General features: G+C 39.3%; 18 protein-coding genes and 2 riboswitches. Of the genes, 15 read left to right on the top strand and 3 right to left on the bottom strand.

The window, feature by feature from the left end:
- Window positions 1–248 precede the first annotated feature (248 nt).
- The 12 genes from EO112_RS00850 (at window position 249) to EO112_RS00800 (ending at window position 13,869) form a co-directional block, all read left to right on the top strand.
- On the top strand, window positions 249–551 hold the full coding sequence (locus tag EO112_RS00850; RefSeq protein ID WP_126940250.1) for a TetR/AcrR family transcriptional regulator: 303 nt from the start codon (window positions 249–251) through the stop codon (window positions 549–551).
- A 33-nt stretch (window positions 552–584) separates the two neighbouring features.
- Window positions 585–836, top strand: coding sequence for a hypothetical protein (locus EO112_RS00845; protein ID WP_062402931.1), 252 nt, complete (start codon window positions 585–587; stop codon window positions 834–836).
- A complete protein-coding gene (locus EO112_RS00840; RefSeq protein WP_127162494.1) occupies window positions 817–1,983 on the top strand; it encodes an efflux RND transporter periplasmic adaptor subunit in 1,167 nt (388 codons plus the stop codon). The genes EO112_RS00845 and EO112_RS00840 overlap by 20 nt, the downstream gene beginning before the upstream one ends.
- 9 nt (window positions 1,984–1,992) lie before the next feature.
- On the top strand, window positions 1,993–5,157 hold the full coding sequence (locus EO112_RS00835; RefSeq protein WP_126940251.1) for an efflux RND transporter permease subunit: 3,165 nt from the start codon (window positions 1,993–1,995) through the stop codon (window positions 5,155–5,157).
- Between the two features lie 888 nt (window positions 5,158–6,045).
- A complete protein-coding gene (locus tag EO112_RS08420; protein ID WP_370106296.1) occupies window positions 6,046–6,195 on the top strand; it encodes a putative holin-like toxin in 150 nt (49 codons plus the stop codon).
- A 267-nt stretch (window positions 6,196–6,462) separates the two neighbouring features.
- Window positions 6,463–8,262: a B12-binding domain-containing radical SAM protein gene (locus EO112_RS00830; RefSeq protein WP_126940252.1), complete on the top strand. Its 1,800-nt coding sequence runs from the start codon at window positions 6,463–6,465 to the stop codon at window positions 8,260–8,262.
- A gap of 1 nt (window position 8,263) precedes the next feature.
- Entirely contained in the window at window positions 8,264–9,226 is a 963-nt protein-coding gene (locus EO112_RS00825) for a TIGR01212 family radical SAM protein (RefSeq protein ID WP_127162492.1), read from the top strand.
- Between the two features lie 10 nt (window positions 9,227–9,236).
- Entirely contained in the window at window positions 9,237–10,208 is a 972-nt protein-coding gene (locus EO112_RS00820) for a PhoH family protein (protein ID WP_127061083.1), read from the top strand.
- Entirely contained in the window at window positions 10,205–10,681 is a 477-nt protein-coding gene (ybeY, locus tag EO112_RS00815; protein WP_127162490.1) for an rRNA maturation RNase YbeY, read from the top strand. Before EO112_RS00820 ends, ybeY begins: the two co-directional genes overlap by 4 nt.
- A complete protein-coding gene (gene era, locus EO112_RS00810; protein ID WP_127010370.1) occupies window positions 10,674–11,573 on the top strand; it encodes a GTPase Era in 900 nt (299 codons plus the stop codon). The genes ybeY and era overlap by 8 nt, the downstream gene beginning before the upstream one ends.
- A gap of 162 nt (window positions 11,574–11,735) precedes the next feature.
- Window positions 11,736–13,037, top strand: coding sequence for a hemolysin family protein (locus tag EO112_RS00805; RefSeq protein WP_127162488.1), 1,302 nt, complete (start codon window positions 11,736–11,738; stop codon window positions 13,035–13,037).
- A 139-nt stretch (window positions 13,038–13,176) separates the two neighbouring features.
- Entirely contained in the window at window positions 13,177–13,869 is a 693-nt protein-coding gene (locus EO112_RS00800; RefSeq protein WP_127162485.1) for a DNA repair protein RecO, read from the top strand.
- Window positions 13,870–13,969: 100 nt separating this feature from the next.
- Here EO112_RS00800 and EO112_RS00795 read toward each other — a convergent pair whose 3' ends face one another.
- The 3 genes from EO112_RS00795 to cytX all read right to left on the bottom strand — a co-directional run bounded on the left by EO112_RS00795 (window position 13,970) and on the right by cytX (window position 15,785).
- A complete protein-coding gene (locus EO112_RS00795; RefSeq protein WP_126937299.1) occupies window positions 13,970–14,248 on the bottom strand; it encodes a type II toxin-antitoxin system YafQ family toxin in 279 nt (92 codons plus the stop codon).
- A 1-nt stretch (window position 14,249) separates the two neighbouring features.
- Window positions 14,250–14,522, bottom strand: coding sequence for a type II toxin-antitoxin system RelB/DinJ family antitoxin (locus EO112_RS00790; protein WP_127160185.1), 273 nt, complete (start codon window positions 14,520–14,522; stop codon window positions 14,250–14,252).
- 81 nt (window positions 14,523–14,603) lie between these two features.
- Complete coding sequence (cytX, locus tag EO112_RS00785) at window positions 14,604–15,785, bottom strand: putative hydroxymethylpyrimidine transporter CytX (RefSeq protein WP_127162483.1); 1,182 nt, start codon at window positions 15,783–15,785, stop codon at window positions 14,604–14,606.
- A gap of 143 nt (window positions 15,786–15,928) precedes the next feature.
- Window positions 15,929–16,036, bottom strand: a riboswitch (TPP riboswitch).
- A gap of 180 nt (window positions 16,037–16,216) precedes the next feature.
- A riboswitch (TPP riboswitch) is annotated at window positions 16,217–16,313 on the top strand.
- 66 nt (window positions 16,314–16,379) lie between these two features.
- Between cytX and thiD the strand changes: the two genes are divergently transcribed.
- The 3 genes from thiD to glyQ all read left to right on the top strand — a co-directional run bounded on the left by thiD (window position 16,380) and on the right by glyQ (window position 19,218).
- Window positions 16,380–17,186 carry a bifunctional hydroxymethylpyrimidine kinase/phosphomethylpyrimidine kinase gene (gene thiD / locus EO112_RS00780; RefSeq protein WP_127162481.1) on the top strand — a complete coding sequence of 269 codons (807 nt, stop codon included), beginning with the start codon at window positions 16,380–16,382 and terminating at the stop codon, window positions 17,184–17,186.
- 106 nt (window positions 17,187–17,292) lie between these two features.
- Complete coding sequence (thiE, locus tag EO112_RS00775; RefSeq protein WP_206168559.1) at window positions 17,293–17,964, top strand: thiamine phosphate synthase; 672 nt, start codon at window positions 17,293–17,295, stop codon at window positions 17,962–17,964.
- Window positions 17,965–18,342: 378 nt separating this feature from the next.
- Window positions 18,343–19,218, top strand: a complete 876-nt coding sequence (gene glyQ / locus EO112_RS00770) for a glycine--tRNA ligase subunit alpha (RefSeq protein ID WP_009354040.1) — start codon at window positions 18,343–18,345, stop codon at window positions 19,216–19,218.

The following is a 19,218-nucleotide window of genomic DNA, read 5'->3' as shown; positions in this document are numbered from 1 at the left end:
GCTAAGGCGTGGCATTTTTTGCTTGCAAATTTAGGTTATTCATACCCTAAACTCTTTAAAAATAAAAGTTTGGGTTATTCATACCCTAAACTTTCTAAAAATGAAAGTTTGGGGTATATAGACATCATCGAATTGATGAGTTTCTTAGTTTGACATTTGTTCCTATTTTAAGTAAACTAAAGAGTAGTACTGAGTAGTATACTTTGAGTTTTAATAGATATAAAAGAGAGTATGAAAGGAGGGCTATATTGGTTACGGTTAAAGAGAAAATTTTAGCAGCGGCGGCCATAATGATTGAAGAGCAAGGCATATCATTCCGCATGGATGATTTAGCAAAAGCACTGACTATCAGTAAACGTACGTTGTATGAACAATTTCGTTCTAAACATGAAATTGTAGAAACCATTTTAGTCCATGGGGCAGAAGATTTTTACAGACAGCATGAGAATATTGTGAACAATAAAAGTCTTACTGTAGAAGAAGTATTAGATAGGTATTTTAAAGTACGATCAAATTTGTATGCGGCTTTCAGTGGAGAATCTTTCATATAAATCTTCTTATATATACCGCAACTACAAGAAACGTTGAAAACTTTGTTCAAGAAAGATTGGGACTTACTTAAACACTATTTACTACACCAACAAGAGCAAGGAACTATTGCTCGCTATGTGGATGTTGATATTATCATTATGATGTTGCAAGGTGCTGTACGACGCATTGTGTTTGAAAGCTCCAATCATCATGAGGATATTTATAAATATATGCCAAAGGTTATTTCAGTTATATTACAGGGTATTACAAATAAGGGTGAAATGAATGAAAAAACAAGCGTATAATGGTTTAGTGGCAGCTAGCTTGGCAGCCCTTGTACTTGTATCTGGTTGTGGTGGACAAGCTCCGGGGCAAGGTCCAACGGAGGTTAACTCCTATAAAATCACAGCTACTGATACAAATGTACAAGAATCTTTCAATGGTACTGTATTGGCACAAAATTCTATTGTGATTCGAGCGAATGTATCCGGTCGAGTTGTTGAAAAATATGTAAAAGGGGGCGACACGGTAAAAGCCGGTCAAGCATTGTATCGTCTCGATGGACGTCAATACGAAGCGAACCTAGCTAGTGCACAAGCCAATGCAGCACGATCTAGCGCAGCGTACCAAAACTCTCAAGTCGATTTACAGCGCTATCAAACATTAGCAAATGAAGATGCCATTGCCCGCCAAACACTGGATACACAAGCTAGTGTGGCTGCACAAAATCGCGCAGCCTTAGAAGCTATGGAAGCACAAATCCGCTTAGCGGAAAATAATTTACAAGATACGGTTGTATATGCGCCATTTGATGGTACATTGGAAATGGATGATGTAGATTTAGGTACATTCGTTACAGCTGGACAAACAGCACTTGTCACATTGAACTCTACCGATCCAGTATATGTACAATTTAGTATGAGTGAAGCAGAGTACTTAGAATATAAAAAAGCACATCGTTCTGTAGATGGCGAAGTAGAATTGAAATTGTCCAATGGTGAAATCTATGGTACCTATGATGATAATCACAAAATTGTAAGCACAATTAAAGGTCGCATTGTGGAAGCTGCCAAAAACTTAGATAGCGGTACAGGTCAGCTGATTTTAAAAGCAGCATTCCCAAATCCAAATTATATGTTGTTACCAAATATGTATGCATCCGTTATTACTAGCGGTGAAACTATTCAAGGCGCTATCTTAGTGCCATCTCGTGCTTTATTACAAGTATTGGATAAAACATTTGTGATGGTCATCCGAGATGGTAAAGTAGAACAAGTGCCTGTCACAACAAGTGGTACCAGTGGTAAATACACCATCATTCGTCCTTCCAAAGATGGTAAAGGTTTAACAGTAGGCGATGAAATCGTTGTAGATGGCTTAACAAAAGCGAAAAATGGCGCAGAAGTAAAAGCAACTTTATTAAGCAAAGAAGATATTGAGAAAGGTAATTAGGGTGATATTGTGTCAAAATTCTTTATTAATCGCCCTATCTTTGCCATCGTAATCTCTATTATCATTACATTGCTAGGGTTGATTTCCTTATCAAAACTGCCGATCGACAGATATCCACAGATTTCTCCACCGCAAGTACAGGTACGTACTGCCTACATGGGGGCCAATGCTGAGGTTGTAAGCGAATCGGTAGCGGCAGTCATCGAAAAACAAATCGTTGGCGTCCAAAATATGGATTATATGCAATCCACGAGTACAGGGGATGGTTCCTATAACTTGACAGTTCAATTTGAGCAAGGAACTGATGCCGATATGGATACGGTAAACGTACAAAACCGTGTAGCCCGTGCCTTGGCATCCTTGCCATCCGAAGTACAAACGGTGGGCGTGACCACTACGAAATCTTCTGGTGATATGGCCATGGTATTCTCCTTGGTATCGCCAAATGGTAGTTATGATAGAACTTTCTTGAAAAACTATGCCACTAACTACATGATGGATGCCATCCAATCTGTGAATGGTGTGGGTACAGTGCAGGAGTTCGGTGCTGACTATGCTATGCGCATTTGGCTAGACCCTACAAAAATGTCTAAGTATGGCGTTACCATAACAGATGTAAGCAATGCGATTCGCAGTCAAAACAAACAGGCTGCAGCAGGTGCGTTAGGTTCCGATCCAATTGACAAAGATCAAGCTTTCAACACATCTGTGAAAGTACAAGGTCGTTTGGCTGAAATTTCAGAATTTGAAAATATCGTAATTAAAAAAGATAAAAAGAATAATTTATTGCATTTAAAAGATGTAGCTCGTGTTGAATTAGGGGCACAAAGTTATTCTGTAGAGCCTACAAGCTTCTCAAAAGAAACGGGCAATGATAAACCAGTAGCTGTATTTGCTGTTTCATTAACGAATGATGCGAATACATTAGAAACAATCAATGCTGTAAAAGAGGTTATTCACCAACAAGAAGAAGCATTCCCACCGGATATGCAAGCGAAGATTATTGTAGATAATACAAAATTTGTAAAAGCTTCTATGAAAGAAGTAGTAAAAACCTTTGAAGAAGCCTTGATTCTCGTAGCGATTATTGTGTACTTGTTCTTGCAAACATGGCAGTCTACAGTGATTCCAATGATTGCAGTGCCAGTATCTTTGATTGGTACTTTTGCGGCGTTCCAAGTAATGGGCTTTACTGTTAATACATTGACTTTGCTAGCCATGGTGTTAGCGATCGGTCTCGTCGTGGATGATGCGATCGTCGTAATCGAAGCTGTAGAATATGAAATGCGCTACAATGGGTTGAAACCAAAGGCGGCTACCGTAGCAGCCATGGAAAAAGTACAAGGCCCTGTTGTTGGTATTGCTTTCGTATTGATTTCCGTATTCGTTCCAGTGGCCTTCATGGGTGGTTTAACGGGGGTATTGTATAAACAATTCGCTTTAACAGTAGCTATTTCTGTTATTATTTCTGCCTTTGTAGCATTGACATTGACGCCTGCATTGTGTGGTATTATGTTAAAACCACATAAGCCAAAAGAGACTACTAATATAGTGGGTCGTTTCTTGGAGTGGTTTAATGGATTCTTGGATCGAAGAATCGATCAGTATGGTATTCTTTTAGCTCGTTGGTCCAATCGTCTATGGGCCACATGGTTGGCATTGGCTATCTTCTTAGGTGCAGCTTTTGGTATGATGCGTATGGTGCCAAGTGGATTCGTACCTGCTGAAGATAGTGGCTATTTTCTGGTTGCGGTATCCTTGCCGCCAGGGGCGACTTCTAGTCGTACAAAAGATGTATTAACTGATTTAGGTCATTTCTTGAACGAAGATAAAGATTCTGATGGGACCATCACAGTACCTGGCTTTGATATCTTAGCTGGGGCAGCACAAACGAGTGGTGGTGTAATCTTTACATCCTTAACAGATTGGGGTGAAAGAACGCAACCAGATCAACAGCTTGGCTTAAAGATTCGAAATACTTTCATGCATGGTTCTAAAGATCCACGAGGAACGATTATTCCGTTGAATCCACCATCCCTCCCAGGTCTTGGTAAGACGGGTGGTTTCTCCATGTACCTCATCAATAAAGCGGGTCATAGTACAGAACAAATGAATGCGGTAGTGCAACAGTTCTTAGGAGAAGCTCAAAAACGTCCTGAGTTCCTTAGTATTTATACGACTTTCAATACGGCCACACCATCCTATAATTTTGATGTGAATCGTGATAGAGCGGCTCGTGATGGTGTAGCTGTGACAGATATTTATACAGCCTTACAAGGATATTATGGTGGTATGCAGTTAAATGACTTTACTAAGTTTGGTAAAAACTACAAAGTTATGTTACAAGCGGACAATCAGTTCCGTACCGATCCTAGTATGAATCATCTATTGACTGTTCGTAATGCAGCAGGTCAAATGGTGCCAGTTGATACGTATATTACACCGCAAAAAACGACATCTGCCTTTGTGGTAACACGATATAACAACTTCCCAGCAGTGAGCATTGGTGGTAATACTAAGCAAGGTGTTAGCTCTGGTGATGCTATCAAAGCCTTAGAAGAAGTGGCGAAAAATACATTGCCACAAGGATATACCTATGATTGGGGTGGACAAACTCGTGAGGAAATCAAAGCGGGATCCCAAGTGTTGATTATCTTTGGATTCGGTATTGTCTTTGTATTCCTTGTGTTGGCTGCCTTGTATGAATCTTGGAAAGTGCCATTTGCAGTATTATTATCTGTTCCAACAGGTATCTTTGGTGCTGTTCTTGGTCCATGGTTATTCAATATGATTGGTGCCATGATGAAATCTACACATTTCTTTGCCTTGGATATTTACTTCCAAATCGGCTTACTTACATTAGTGGGCTTGGCAGCGAAGAATGCGATCTTAATCATTGAATATGCTAAGATTCGTGTTGATGAAAGAGGTATGAACTATGTAGACGCAGCTATTGAAGCAGCGAAGATTCGTTTACGTCCTATCTTGATGACGTCCTTTGCATTCATCATTGGATGCTCGCCATTGATGTTGGCAAGTGGCGCTGGTGCTGGTGCCCGTGCATCCTTGGGTGTGACCGTAGTATTTGGTATGATTACAGCCACATTCTTTGGAGTGGCAATCATCCCTATGCTGTTCATCATTATAGAAAAACTAGGCTTTAAACGTCACTAATTAGGCTATGCAGCCTCGTTGGTCGTTGCTTGTAAGGCTATGCAGCCTTGTGGCGGTCTTAATTGAATATGATAAAAAGGGAAGAGCACGGCATACTCCTCACAAACGGTATTTCATAATGTTTGTTCGGAGCACGCCGTGCTCTTCCTGTGTTTGTATCATTTTGTCAGTAAGGGCGCCACAAAGGCTGCTACACCTAACTGTGTTCCTCAGGATTTTATAATGTGTGAGCACGACATATTCCGACCCGAACTGATACAGTGGTTAGGTTTATTTGATCATTTTAGCTTTGGAATTACTAATTCATTTTATTGATATCTTGAAATAGATAATAAAATGACCTAACGTAAAGAGGTCTGACCACCTCACACGTTAGGCCCATTTCTTTTAAGCTTTGAGATGAGCCTAACGCCTGCGCACGTTGATGGCTCTTCTTATTTATAAATTAAGTATACCATACTTTATGATAAAATACTACTTTTTAGAGTATGCAGCTTGTAGGTTGTCACTAATTAGGCTATGCAGCCTTGTGGCGGTCTTAATTGAATATGATAAAAAAGGGAAGAGCACGGCATACTCCTCACAAACGGTATTTCATAATGTTTGTTCGGAGCACGCCGTGCTCTTCCTGTGTTTGTATCATTTTGTCAGTAAGGGCGCCACAAAGGCTGCTACGCCTAACTGCGTTCCTCAGAGTATAGTTAGAGCACGGCATACTCCTTACAAACGGTATTTCATAATGTTTGTTCGGAGCACGCCGTGCTCTTCCTGTGTTTGTGTAATTTTGTCAGTAAAGACCGCCACGAAGGCTGCTACACCTAACTGCATTCCTCCGGGGTAGGAAACTATATTGATACATGTTAATAGTTTGGGTAATTTTGTAGTATAATGAAGATTAGAAGAGTCATTAACGTGTTGTTAGGCTCATCTCTTCCTATTATGGGAGGAGGTGATACTATGACTGCATATGAAAAATTATCTTTATTGATTCAATTTTCTATGTTAATTGTAGAAGTTATTCGTTGCTTTTATAGCTAATGAAAACGCCTAACGAAATGAGGTTTTACGGCCCTCACACGTTAGGCGAAATCAAATTTTGACTTTTTGAGATGAGCCTAACGCCAGCTACACGTTGATGGCTCTTCTTTTTTACATGTCAAGTATACCATACTTTGCAAAAAAATACTACTTGTTCCTACGTCTAACTGCGTCCCTCTAAGAGTTAAATTATGGGAGAGGTTTGTGTTTTGTGGTATAATGAAATAATAGCCGATGAACTAAGTTCATTCGATGAGTGAGGTACAAATGAAAGTTATTATTTCAACGTTGAATTCAAAATATATACATTCTTCTTTGGCGTTGCGCTATTTGCAGGCTTATGGAAGAACGAAAGACGAGGCATATGAGATAGTGGAATACACTATTAATATGCCTATTTTAGATATTTTAAATAATGTCACTACGTTAGACGCAGATGTAATAGGCTTTGCTTGTTATATCTGGAATATCGATATGACATTGCATCTATGTTCTATGATCAAAGCGGTCCGCCCTAGTACTAAGATTATCTTAGGGGGGCCTGAGGTGAGTTATACAGCGCGGGAACTATTAGAAGACCACCCGTGTATTGACTATATTGTACAAGGGGAAGCTGAGGAGGCTTTCACTTCGTTTGTGAAAGCAATTCGTACAGGTCACTCTCCTGTTGATCCTGTCATACCTGGTATCCTAGGTAGAGAACAAGGGAACATTCAAGGGTCTGAAGAGGCTGTAGAGGTGAAGGACCTAAGTACAATACCATTCCCGTACACAGAGGAAGATATGCTTACCTTAGGGAATAAAATTGTCTATTATGAATCTTCTCGTGGTTGTCCCTTTAGTTGCCAGTATTGTTTATCTGGAAATCGCAACACTGTACGATTCTTTCCCCAAGAACGGGTAATCGAAGAGTTAGCTTGGTTCGTAGAGCACAATGTAAAACAGGTGAAGTTTGTGGATCGTACGTTTAACTGTGCGCCTCATCATCATATTCCATTGATGGAGTGGATGCGTGACCATGGGGGACAGACGAACTTTCACCTGGAAATGGAATCCATTTTAATGACTGAAAAAGAAGTAGATATTCTAAGTTCTACTCGTCATGGTCAAATACAGATTGAGGTAGGCGTTCAGAGTACGCATGATAAGACCTTAGAGGCGATCCATCGGCGCAATGATTGGGGTCGTATTCAATCTGTGATACCACCAATCATCAAGGCTGGGCGCACCCATGTGCATATGGACTTAATTGTAGGTTTGCCATATGAAAGTAAATCTATTTTCGAGAAGTCCTTTAATGATTTATTCAGTTTGCAACCTCATGCGTTGCAGATTGGGTTTTTAAAGTTATTAAAAGGCTCTGGCGTGCGTTCCATGGCAGAGTACGAGTATATTGCCAATCCGAAAGCACCTTATGAAGTATTACAAACCCATGTCTTGCCTTATGATGATGTACGCATGTTAAAACATTTTGAAGATGTGTTTGAACGGTTCTATAATAGTGAACGGTATCGCACAGTTTTTGGGTACATTAGTGAAAGCTTAATCCAAGAAGGATCGGCCTTTGCCTATTTTGAAGAAATGACCAAGCTATGGTTAGAAAAAGGGAATCAAGACCGTAAATTAAATGATGCTGATCAAATAGCATTCCTTTATGAGTTCTTTACCTTGAAAGAGGACCAAGTGGCCTGTGATTTATTGCGCTACGATGTATTGACATCTTTCAATGGGAAAATCCGTGATGAACGATTTGGTTTATCTAAGGATAGAAAGCAAGAAATGCAAGATGCCGAGATATTCTGGCGTGAGGAAGCATTAGTTCGACAATACATTTCTAACTATTCCTTTGTGGAGTGGCGTAAAGTGAGACAAGATTACCACACGATAGAGGTGTGTGGTGCTACATTGCCATACTTAGGGATTTCAAGGGGTTCTTATAGTGCTGTAGAGGTCATCATCGATGTAAAAGGTGAGACGAAACCTTTTATACGTCCTCAACAATGTGTAGATACGAATTTGAATTATCCAGAACATATTGCTAGTTCAACTATCAGGGAGGAGGTGTGATATGAGTGATACCACAAAGCCAAAGCGGTATCGTATGATATCTGCTTTTTACAAAGAGCGATATGGGGAAAAGGCTTATAAAATTCCAGTGGCATTACCGTTGACATGCCCTAATCGCGATGGATCAGCAGGTGTAGGTGGATGTACCTTCTGTGGTGAAATTGGAGCAGGCTATGAAAATCGACCAGCCTCTATGACGGTGAAACAGCAAATTGATGAAACAGTGGTGCATATTGCGAAAAAATATAAAGCCTATAAATATATACCGTATTTTCAGAATTTTAGTAACACCTATTTACCACCAGAGAAGTTTCGCCAGTATGTGGAAGAAGCTTGCTTAGAACATGTGGTAGGCATTGCCATTGCCACACGTCCAGACTGTGTACATGATGCCTATTTAGATATTTTAAAAGATATACAAAACAAATATGGTATTGATATCTATGTAGAATTAGGCTTACAATCGGTGAACTATCATACATTACAAAAGGTAAACCGAGGACATACGATGGCGGAGTTTATCGATGCAGTATTGCGCATCAAGCGTTATGGATTTGAAGTCTGTGCTCATATGATACTGAACCTTCCATGGGACACCATGGACGATGTTATTGAAGGAGCGAAAACTTTATCAGCATTACAAGTAGACCAAGTGAAGCTTCATGCATTATACTTAGTAAAGAATACGAAAATGGCACGTGATTATGAGGCTGGTGAATTTACCTTAATCAGTGCAGAAGAATACGCTCGACGAGTGGTAGAATTTTTACGTTACCTAGATCCTATGATTGTCTTACAACGACTCGTAGGACGTGCGCCAGAGGAAAATACAATCTTCACGAATTGGTCTATGGGCTGGTGGCGCGTACAAGATTTGATTGATCAAATTATGGAAGACGAAGATATTTCTCAAGGCAGCGGCTATGATTATTTACATGGCGCTGCGGTTCAAAAATTTCTGTGAAAGGGAGCATATGGCTAATCAGAGATTTACCATACCTACTTATGACATGGTAGGACCTATCGTGGGACCTCAAGGATCTCATATGAAAGTATTAGAAGAACTAGTAACAGTAGATATATTACATCGAGATACCATTGTGGATATAACAGGTTCAGAGGAATCTGTACAAGTAGCAATGGAAGTGTTAGATGTACTGTTATACTTGTTTAAAAATCATATTAAAATCACCGATCATCATGTGCGAACAGCTACTACGATGATCTTGAAAGGCGAAAAAGAATCACTTTTTCAGTTATATGAAGATACTATCAATGTGACTGTGAAGGGGAATCCTATCATTCCTAAAACAGTGGGTCAAAAACAATATGTAGATAGTATCCGTCGCAATACGATCACCTTTGGTATTGGTCCTGCGGGAACAGGAAAAACCTATTTAGCTGTTGCACTGGCAGCATTTTACTTGAAAAATCGTGAAGTGGATCGTATTATTTTGACAAGACCTGCTGTAGAGGCAGGGGAAAAGCTAGGGTATTTGCCAGGTGATTTACAAGAAAAAGTAGATCCTTATTTACGTCCTCTCTATGATGCTTTACATGATATGTTCGGTGTAGAACGAGTGCAGAAGATGCTCTTACAAGGGACTATCGAGGTAGCACCATTGGCTTATATGCGTGGTCGCACCTTGGAACGTTCCTTTGTGATCCTTGATGAAGGGCAGAATACGACGCCAGAACAGATGAAAATGTTTTTAACTCGCTTAGGGTATCAATCGAAAATGGTGGTTAATGGAGACCCAACGCAAATTGACTTGCCACCGAAGATAACATCTGGTTTGATTGAAGCAGAGCAAGTGTTACAACGCATCAAAGGGATTCGGTGTATTTATTTTTCTGACCAAGATGTGGTGCGTCATGATTTGGTAGGTCGTATTGTGAAAGCCTATGAAGAATATCAACTTTCAGAGAAAGGGAAACAAGAATGATTGTAAGTATTTCCTATGATGAGGGAATCGAACAGAATAGCACTTACGAGGAAGTCATTCAACGGTGCTGTAATGAAGTGGCTCGTGTATATGGATTACACGAGGAAGATGAATATAGTGTGCTCCTCTGTAACAACGGAAAAATTCAGGAATTAAATCGTGAATACCGTGGTAAAGATATGCCTACAGATGTGTTATCGTTTGCCCTCAATGAAGGAGATGAAGCTTCTATCGAGGAAGAAGGACAGTTATTAGGGGATATTGTCATTTCCCTTGAGCGAGCAGCAGAGCAAGCGAAAGAGTATAATCATGATTTTATTCGTGAACTTGCCTATTTAACTGTTCATAGCTGTTTACACATTTTAGGTTATGACCATATGACAGATGAAGATAAACAAGAAATGCGCACAGAAGAAGAGTTTGTACTTGGTAATTTAGGTTATGTACGAGAGGATATGCCATATAATGAATAGTGAAAAAGGATTTAAATCAGGCTTTGTAGCCGTTGTAGGACGACCAAATGTAGGAAAGTCTACCTTAATCAATGCCTTAATTGATGATAAAATTGTTATCGTATCTGATAAAGCGCAAACGACACGAAACCGTATTGTTTGTGTCTATACAGATGAAAAGAAACAAATCGTGTTCATGGATACACCAGGGATTCATAAGCCAAAACATAAATTAGGTGAATTCATGGTAGACCAAGCGGTAGATTCTTTGCGTGAAGTAGAGGCTGTCTTATTTGTAGTGGCAGCTAATGAGAAGCGTGGTCCTGGTGACAACTTTGTCATTGAACAACTTCGTAAGGTGAATGTACCAGTGTTCCTCATTGTGAATAAAATTGATACGATGGAAAAGCAAGACTTGTTAGAGGCTATCGTATCCTATGAAAATAGCTATCCTTTTGAAGCGGTGGTACCGATTTCTGCGAAAGAAAAAGACAATATTGAAGAAGTGGTGAATTTATTAGAAAAACATTTACCGGAAGGTCCAAAATACTTCCCAGATGATATGATTACAGATCAACCGGAACGTTTGATTATCTCTGATATTGTGCGTGAAAAAATCCTGTTACAGACTCATGATGAAATTCCTCATGCCATAGCTGTTGATGTAGATGAAATGAAGACAAGAGAGGATGGCACTACCTATGTACGAGCTACTATCTATGTAGAGCGAGATTCCCAAAAAGGTATCATCATTGGTAAACAAGGAGCCATGTTAAAAACTATTGGCCGCCAAGCTCGTGGTGATGTAGAGCGTTTATTGGCTACAAAAGTATTCCTAGATTTATGGGTAAAAGTGAAAAAAGACTGGCGCAATAAATCTGGTATGTTATCTGAATTGGGATATCGGAATTAATACTTAAGGCCGGTTATTTTATGGCACGCTGTTAATTTTTTAGGTCATAGTGTAGACAATATTACGTATGAAAAATCACATACCTTGAGATAGAGTATGGTATTGTTAAAATAGTGTATATAGAAAGGACTGATTTATATCGATACCCCCGTCACGGGTGGCATGATTCTATTTGCCATCTTTTGTATTTTAATCATTAGTTTGTTTGTTATAAGTAAATTCTCCTTTGCTCGTTTACGAGAAGAACATCTAGAAGATATGGACTCCTTGAGTGATGGAAAAAAAGAAGAATTACGTGAATTATACCAACGACCTGAACGGTTTATGAATACATCCACTTTCTTTATTCTCTTCTTCATAGTCGTTTTAGCAGTCTATGTAGGACGCTATTTAGAAGATGGGACTGATGTGGTATTACATTATTTAGGAGTGTATGATGCCACATATGCCATTATAGTAGAATGGATTGTATTAGCATTATTTGCTGTAGTAGTGCTCATATTTGGTGAAATTATTCCCAAAGGACTGGCATTATCCTTCCCTGAACGCTATGTGGGGACTACAGTGACCATTGTTAGATTAGCTGGAAAAGTTGTAATTCCTTTTGTATATCTTGCGGAACAAATTGGTAATACAGTACTGAAAGCTTTCAAAGCTCCCTATCGTACAGAAATCGATCTAGTGCATACAGAAGAAGAAATCCGTGCCTTGGTAAGCCGTAGTCATCAACAAGGTGAAATTGACCATGTGGAAGGTGAGCTTATCGATAATGTATTCGATTTTGTGGATCGCATTGCGAAAGAAGTTATGATTCCTCGACAAGATGTGGTGTGTGTATATACCCAAGATAGTTTTGAAGAAACCATGCATATTGTATCGTCTACAAGCCACACAAGATATCCATTGTGTTTAGAAGATAAAGATCATATTATCGGCCTTGTGCATATTAAGGATTTAATGGAACGCCGTGAAGAGGCGAGTAAAGATTTACGTTCCATACGTCGTAATATTCTTATCATTCCAGAAGTGATGAAGTTATCTGTTCTATTACAACACATGCGGACACGTCGTATTTATCAAGCTATTGTGGTGGATGAATACGGGGGTATGGTTGGCTTAGTAGGTTTAGAAGATATCCTAGAAGAACTGGTTGGGGATATTCAAGACGAACACGAACGAGATTTACCAGCCATTGTAGAAAATCCAAATGGAACTTATAATTTTGCTGGGAAAGTTCTGGTAGACGAAGTGGAAGATGTGTTAGATATTTCCTTTGGTGATGTGGACGAAGATACTATTGGTGGTGTTATTTTCGGTATGTTAGAGCGAACACCTGCCATTGGTGACGTCATCACTGTAGATGGATATACTTTCACAGTCACAGAAATGCAAGGATATCGAATAGAACGTGTATATGCCGTGCCAGTGCCTGTTGAAGAAAACATAGATGACGAATCAAATTAATAGATACTGTATGTAATACTCATAGGAATTTTAGGTTTGTAGGGTATGTATATGTTGAAGAAAATCAAGAGTATATACAAGGATGATACATGTATTGCTGAATTAGTAGTAATATACTGTTAAGTGTGAGGAATTGTAGATGAAAGCAAATACGTTTACTAGTGAATCCATCGTACTGTGGCGTAAAAAACGAAAATACTATAGTATCTATGCATTCCTCACGAAGTTAGAAGGCATTATACTTTGTTCTGTGCCTCATAAACGTAAAGCTAACTATAAAGAAGGTGCGTATTTGCAACCTTTAAGCCGTTTATATTTGACAGTAGCACCTAACGGAGACATGTACGATATTATCCAGATAGATGGGATTTCTACACGTGATTATGAAAGTTTAGAAGATATTTCCTATGCTACTTTTAGCGGTGAACTGGTAAGTGCTTTATTTGAAAAAGGTAAATTAGACCGCAGTGTATATACGAACATGAGCCGATTTTTACAATCTATACAGGATAAACCCATTCGCTTAGGTTCTATTGTGCTGGGGTGGCATATGTTAAGTCTGGCGGGATTTGTGCCACAAGGGCAACATTGTGAAGACCCTGAGGTAATGGCAATTCTTTGTGATGAAATCTATGAAGCCTGTCAGTATATAGTGAAACAAGAGCTACAACAAGGTATAACAATGCTTTTGAACTATGATTGGATTCCTACAAAGCCTCTACGTCTTACTGCGAATCAATGGGATCAATTAGAAATTCTATTGCGGAAACTTTTGACATATCAACTAGGATATACATTGCATAGTATTGAGTTTTTAGAGACGATGATATAATTAACAAAAACGCGGTCATGTGACCGCGTTTTGTTATTATAAGATACTAAAATAGTTCTATGATAAAATGTAGTTTCTAAAAGTAATGTATAATAAAGTATTAAATATTTAATAAATCGGTATGGGTACCAGTATCTACTAATGTAAGAGTTAAGATATCATCTTCTAACATATAGATTAGTAGCCAATCTGGTTGAATATGACATTCTCTAAACCCTTTGAACTTACCTTTGAGGGCGTGATCATGATATTTTTCTGGAAGTGTATCTCCATTTGCAAGCATGTACACCACTGAATCTAAGAGGGAAAGATTTAGACCTCTTTTTTTCATAAGTTTATAACTTTTCTTGTATGCAGTAGTAAACTTAATTGTAAACATATTATGCCTCTAATGCTTCTTTTAGATCTTCCATGGTAGTATAACCAACTACGTTAGGATTTTTAGATATATGTCGGGCTTCATTCATGGCATCTAGAACTTTAGTGGAATAGTTTGGTACTTCTATTGAAAATGGAATTCCACCTCGTAGTATACATTGGTTTAAAAACATATTTACAGCACTAGACATATCTAAACCGAGTAATCCAAAAAGTTCAGTAGCTTCTTTTTTTACATGTTCGTCGATACGTATTTGTGTAGGAATTGTAGCCATAGTCTTACCTCCTTTTTCTTATTTTACTACATTCAGTTTACAATGTAAATTAAATGTAATTATAAAATAATAAGGGGAATATTAACTTTTGCTCAATTTGCTAATGATATAGGCCGTTGCAATGGTTGCTAATGCTGTTCCTACGATAGTAGATAGGCTAGCCCCTAAGAATGGGTTGCTGTCAAGGAATTGATGGTACATATAAGTACCAGATGCCCAGCAAATAATGTATAGGGTAGGACCATGGTCAAGGTGTGGACAATGACGTAATAAGAAATAGTGTGTTAATAAAATAGCAATCATTGGGGCAAATACGGATCCAATCATATATAAGAATGGAATGATATTATCCATTGGATAGATGGATGCACCAATAGTACCGATGATGGTAACGATGATACCGATAGTACGACCAGAGTATTTAGTTTGCAGACTTTCAGAGGAAATACCAGCAGATAGGGCATCCATGAAAGTAGTTGTGACAGTAGAGAATACGATGATAATTAACCCACCAAATCCTAAACCAGCATGAAGAAGAACCTTTGCAATGTTGCTCTCATTTGTATAGAGTGCAGCTGCTAGGCCTAACACATACATAACGGAACTTGTGATGCCATATACAATGGCACTAGCCGCAGTACCCGCCACAGGGTTCTTGGACAAGCGAGTATAATCGCTGATCAATGGAAGCCAAGACAATGGCATAGCAATGGACAATTCTAAGGCTGCTGTGAAAGTCATTTCATCAGTGATGATTCCTTGGCTGTGAATGGAACTTTCTTGTAACAAGCTAATTAACAAATAGATGCAGAGGATACCTAAGCCGTAGCCCATGATACTGTTGATATAGCCCATGTTACGGATACCAATGAAGAGCCATACAATGATGAGAGCACCGATAATGATAGTCCATGCAGTGAATGGTAGATTCCATAATTCTACGGCACCAAGAGCACCGTCATAAATCATAATACCGGTCCAACCAATCAGTTGTAGAACGTTTAAAATGGAAAATAATTTCATGCCCCCATTGCCAAAGACAGTGGATACAGTTTGCATAGAACTCATGTGTTCACGAGCGCCGATGAGTCCTGCACCAAATAATAACAAACAGCCGATGACGTGACCTATGATGATGGCTAATAGGCCGTCGGAAAATCCTAGGGGCGCAAAATAGGTGCCCGTCATAATTTCCGCAATGGAAAGAGCGGCGCCGAACCAAATGAGGGACAACCGCGATGATGAAAGTTTTGAATCACTCATGAATACTCCTAACTATGCCAGTGGGAACAAAAAAGACTAATCTGAAACGATTAGCCTGTAGATGATAGATATTCTTAATATACCTAGTATTGTAAACAGGAACCATATGGTAATGTGTCCTTATGTGTTTGTATAGGTACTACAAAAATATACTAATATATCCCTACGTTGGCATTATCCAAATCAGGTTATGGGTTAGTAGCACATAGCCACTTCTCAGCCCACTTTAGTGAGCACCCCTTACAGATGTATTATACGAATTGAATGATACTACGTCAATAGCAATATATAGGTAAATGTAATGTATTATATGAAATACATAAGATATTTAAATATCTATATTGAGAGAAAATCTCTTCTAGTGAAAGTAGTTTAGCTGTAATTTATTGTATTGCATTGGTTACTATTTCATGTTATAACTAAATTAATATAAGAACCACTAGGGGTGCTTATGCTGAGATTGATGAGTATCAAAACCCTAGACCTGAACCAGATAATGCTGGCGGAGGAAAGTGGATGGCATCGAATACTAGATATTGTATAAGAACCGTCCCTAGGATTGGTTCTTTTTTGTTACTAGTAAAGGAGATACCTATGAAATTACATAAAGCGTTAACAATTGCAGGAACAGATCCAACAGGCGGTGCAGGGGTGATGGCGGACTTAAAAAGCTTTCAAAGTCGTCATGTCTATGGGATGGCTGTTATTACATCCGTAGTGGCACAAAACACAAGAGGTGTAACGCAAATTGCCCATATGGATGTATCCATGATTGAAGCACAGTTACAATCGGTGTATACAGACATTGTACCGGAAGCAGTGAAAACTGGCATGTTAGCCACAGCAGAGATGATGGAACTCATCGGGACATATATAGATCCTAAGGTACCCTATGTGTTAGACCCTGTGATGATTGCCACCAGTGGGGATCGATTGATTTCCGATGAGGCGGTGAAAGCCTTACAAAGCAAATTGATTCCGAAAGCGACCTTGATTACACCGAACCGTAGTGAAGCCGAAGTACTAGCAGATATGAAAATTGATACGGTAGAAGCTTTACATACAGCAGGGATTCGTATTTTACAAGAATTAGGCCCTCAAGCAGTTATCATCAAAGGTGGTCACATAGGAGATGAGGCCACAGATTACTTGTTTACAAAAGATACCATGTCCATGCATCGTTCTTGGACAAGCCCTAAATATGACACAGTACATACTCACGGTACAGGCTGCACATTCTCGGCGGTAATCACAGCAGAATTAGCAAAAGGTAAATCCTTAGAAGAAGCCATCACCATTGGTAAAGAATATATCCGGTTAGCTATCTTACATAATCCAGGGTTGGGTACAGGCAATGGACCAGTGAACCATATGGCTTATGGGGATGAGTATTCAGAATAATCTGCCCAGTTATATAGGTATGATGCAAGTCATATCGAATAGTTTTGATGTCGTGGTATACTATAGGTAATCTTTTATCGTTGTTATATAAGAAATGAGGATTATTTTGAAACGCTATGATATAGATACAGTGCGCTCCATGATGGGGTTGTACTTCATTTGTGGAACACTGAATACGAAGGATATTCACAAGAACCTTACAGAAGCTTGTAAAGGCGGTATTACTTGCTTTCAACTTCGTGAAAAAGGAGAAGGAGCTCTTGTAGGGGAGGAAAAAGAACAGTTGGCACGAGAGTTACAACACATTTGTAAGGAATATGGTGTGCCTTTCATCATTAATGATGATGTAGAATTAGCTGAAAAGATAGGCGCTGATGGCGTCCATCTGGGACAAGACGATATGGACCTTGACGAAGTACGCAAACGATTGCCTCACGCCCTTGTGGGGACGTCTATTAACTCTGTAGAAGAGTTAGAGAACACAAAGTTGGACTATGTGGATTATATCGGCGTAGGTCCTATGTATGCGACAAGTACAAAGAAAGATGCCAAAACTGTGCGAGGGCCCGAATTAATTTTAGCTTTACGTGCTCATAATCCAACTATTCCTATGGTGGCTATTGGTGGTATCAATCGAGATAATTTTGATGATGTGTTAGCGGAACCAGTGGACGGTATTGCGGTAATCTCAGCTATTACGGAAATGGAAGATATCGAATATGAAACGGCCATGTGGATAGAGAACATGGAATGGTGTAAGATGTTCTTGGAAAAATAATATACAGAACATATTGCTAGACTATTGTGGAATAGGGGGATAGTAAAAGTAATTAAGAACTTACATCAGTAATTCAGCGGATACACCTTGACACTAATCCCTTTTATCCATACAATAGTATATATACATAAGTGATGAAGCAGAGTAGTATACTCCCGTTAGCGAGTGAGGACGGTGAAAGCTCACAATTGAGTAGAAGGCGCTGTGGAGCATGGGCAGGAACGTTGTACCATACTAGGTATGGACAATTAGTAAAGGCTATTTTTTAAAAGAGGGCATTAGCCAATTAGGGTGGAACCGCGGGTATATCTCGTCCCTGTAGCGATTTTCGTTGCAGGGACTTTTTTTATTCCCTGTAAAACATAAGGAGGAATGGAAATGACATTTCAAGAGATGATTTTTACACTCCAAAACTTCTGGGGTGAACAAGGTTGCATTTTGCAACAACCATATGACATTGAAAAAGGGGCGGGTACTATGAACCCTGCTACGTTCTTACATGCATTGGGACCAGAACCATGGTCTGTATGTTATGTAGAACCATCCCGTCGTCCTGCGGATGGCCGCTATGGTGACAATCCGAACCGTTTATTTCAACATCATCAATTCCAAGTGATTATTAAACCTTCTCCAGACAATATTCAAGAATTATACTTGCAAAGTTTGGCTGCTCTTGGCATTCATGCAGAAGATCACGATATCCGTTTCGTAGAGGATAACTGGGAGTCTCCAACATTGGGCGCTTGGGGCCTTGGTTGGGAAGTCTGGTTAGACGGCATGGAAGTAACGCAGTTTACCTATTTCCAACAAGTAGGATCTATCGATGTAAAACCAGTGTCCGTAGAAATTACATACGGCTTAGAACGTTTGGCTATGTACATTCAAGGCGTAGAAAATGTGTATGACTTACAATGGAACGAACAATATACATATGGTGATGTATGGCATGCTAACGAAGTAGAGCAATCTACGTACAGCTTTGAATTAGCAGATACAGATATGTTATTCAAATTGTTCGATATGTACGAAGCAGAGGCGACACGTGTATGTCAATTAGGTTTTGTATTGCCGGCTTACGATTATGTGTTGAAATGTTCTCACACATTCAACTTGCTAGATGCACGTGGTGCCATTTCTATTTCTGAAAGAACAGCTTTCATCGGTCGTGTTCGTAACATGGCTCGTATTTGTGCACAAAACTATTTGGCGAAACGAGAAGAACTTGGTTTCCCATTGTTGAAAGGAGATAAATAA

Origin of the sequence: Veillonella sp. VA141 (assembly GCF_003992175.1) — a bacterium.
Lineage (GTDB): Bacteria > Bacillota > Negativicutes > Veillonellales > Veillonellaceae > F0422.
Note: the sequence above shows the minus strand (reverse complement) of the source record. Positions and strands in the feature narration are given on the sequence as shown.

Coding starts and splice junctions, on each gene's coding strand:
- EO112_RS00840 (WP_127162494.1), top strand. CDS start 817: ATGAAAAAACAAGCGTATAATGGTTTAGTGGCAGCTAGCTTGGCAGCC.
- EO112_RS08420 (WP_370106296.1), top strand. CDS start 6,046: ATGAAGATTAGAAGAGTCATTAACGTGTTGTTAGGCTCATCTCTTCCT.
- EO112_RS00830 (WP_126940252.1), top strand. CDS start 6,463: ATGAAAGTTATTATTTCAACGTTGAATTCAAAATATATACATTCTTCT.
- EO112_RS00825 (WP_127162492.1), top strand. CDS start 8,264: ATGAGTGATACCACAAAGCCAAAGCGGTATCGTATGATATCTGCTTTT.
- EO112_RS00820 (WP_127061083.1), top strand. CDS start 9,237: ATGGCTAATCAGAGATTTACCATACCTACTTATGACATGGTAGGACCT.
- ybeY (WP_127162490.1), top strand. CDS start 10,205: ATGATTGTAAGTATTTCCTATGATGAGGGAATCGAACAGAATAGCACT.
- era (WP_127010370.1), top strand. CDS start 10,674: ATGAATAGTGAAAAAGGATTTAAATCAGGCTTTGTAGCCGTTGTAGGA.
- EO112_RS00805 (WP_127162488.1), top strand. CDS start 11,736: ATGATTCTATTTGCCATCTTTTGTATTTTAATCATTAGTTTGTTTGTT.
- EO112_RS00800 (WP_127162485.1), top strand. CDS start 13,177: ATGAAAGCAAATACGTTTACTAGTGAATCCATCGTACTGTGGCGTAAA.
- EO112_RS00795 (WP_126937299.1), bottom strand. CDS start 14,248: ATGTTTACAATTAAGTTTACTACTGCATACAAGAAAAGTTATAAACTT.
- EO112_RS00790 (WP_127160185.1), bottom strand. CDS start 14,522: ATGGCTACAATTCCTACACAAATACGTATCGACGAACATGTAAAAAAA.
- cytX (WP_127162483.1), bottom strand. CDS start 15,785: ATGAGTGATTCAAAACTTTCATCATCGCGGTTGTCCCTCATTTGGTTC.
- thiD (WP_127162481.1), top strand. CDS start 16,380: ATGAAATTACATAAAGCGTTAACAATTGCAGGAACAGATCCAACAGGC.
- glyQ (WP_009354040.1), top strand. CDS start 18,343: ATGACATTTCAAGAGATGATTTTTACACTCCAAAACTTCTGGGGTGAA.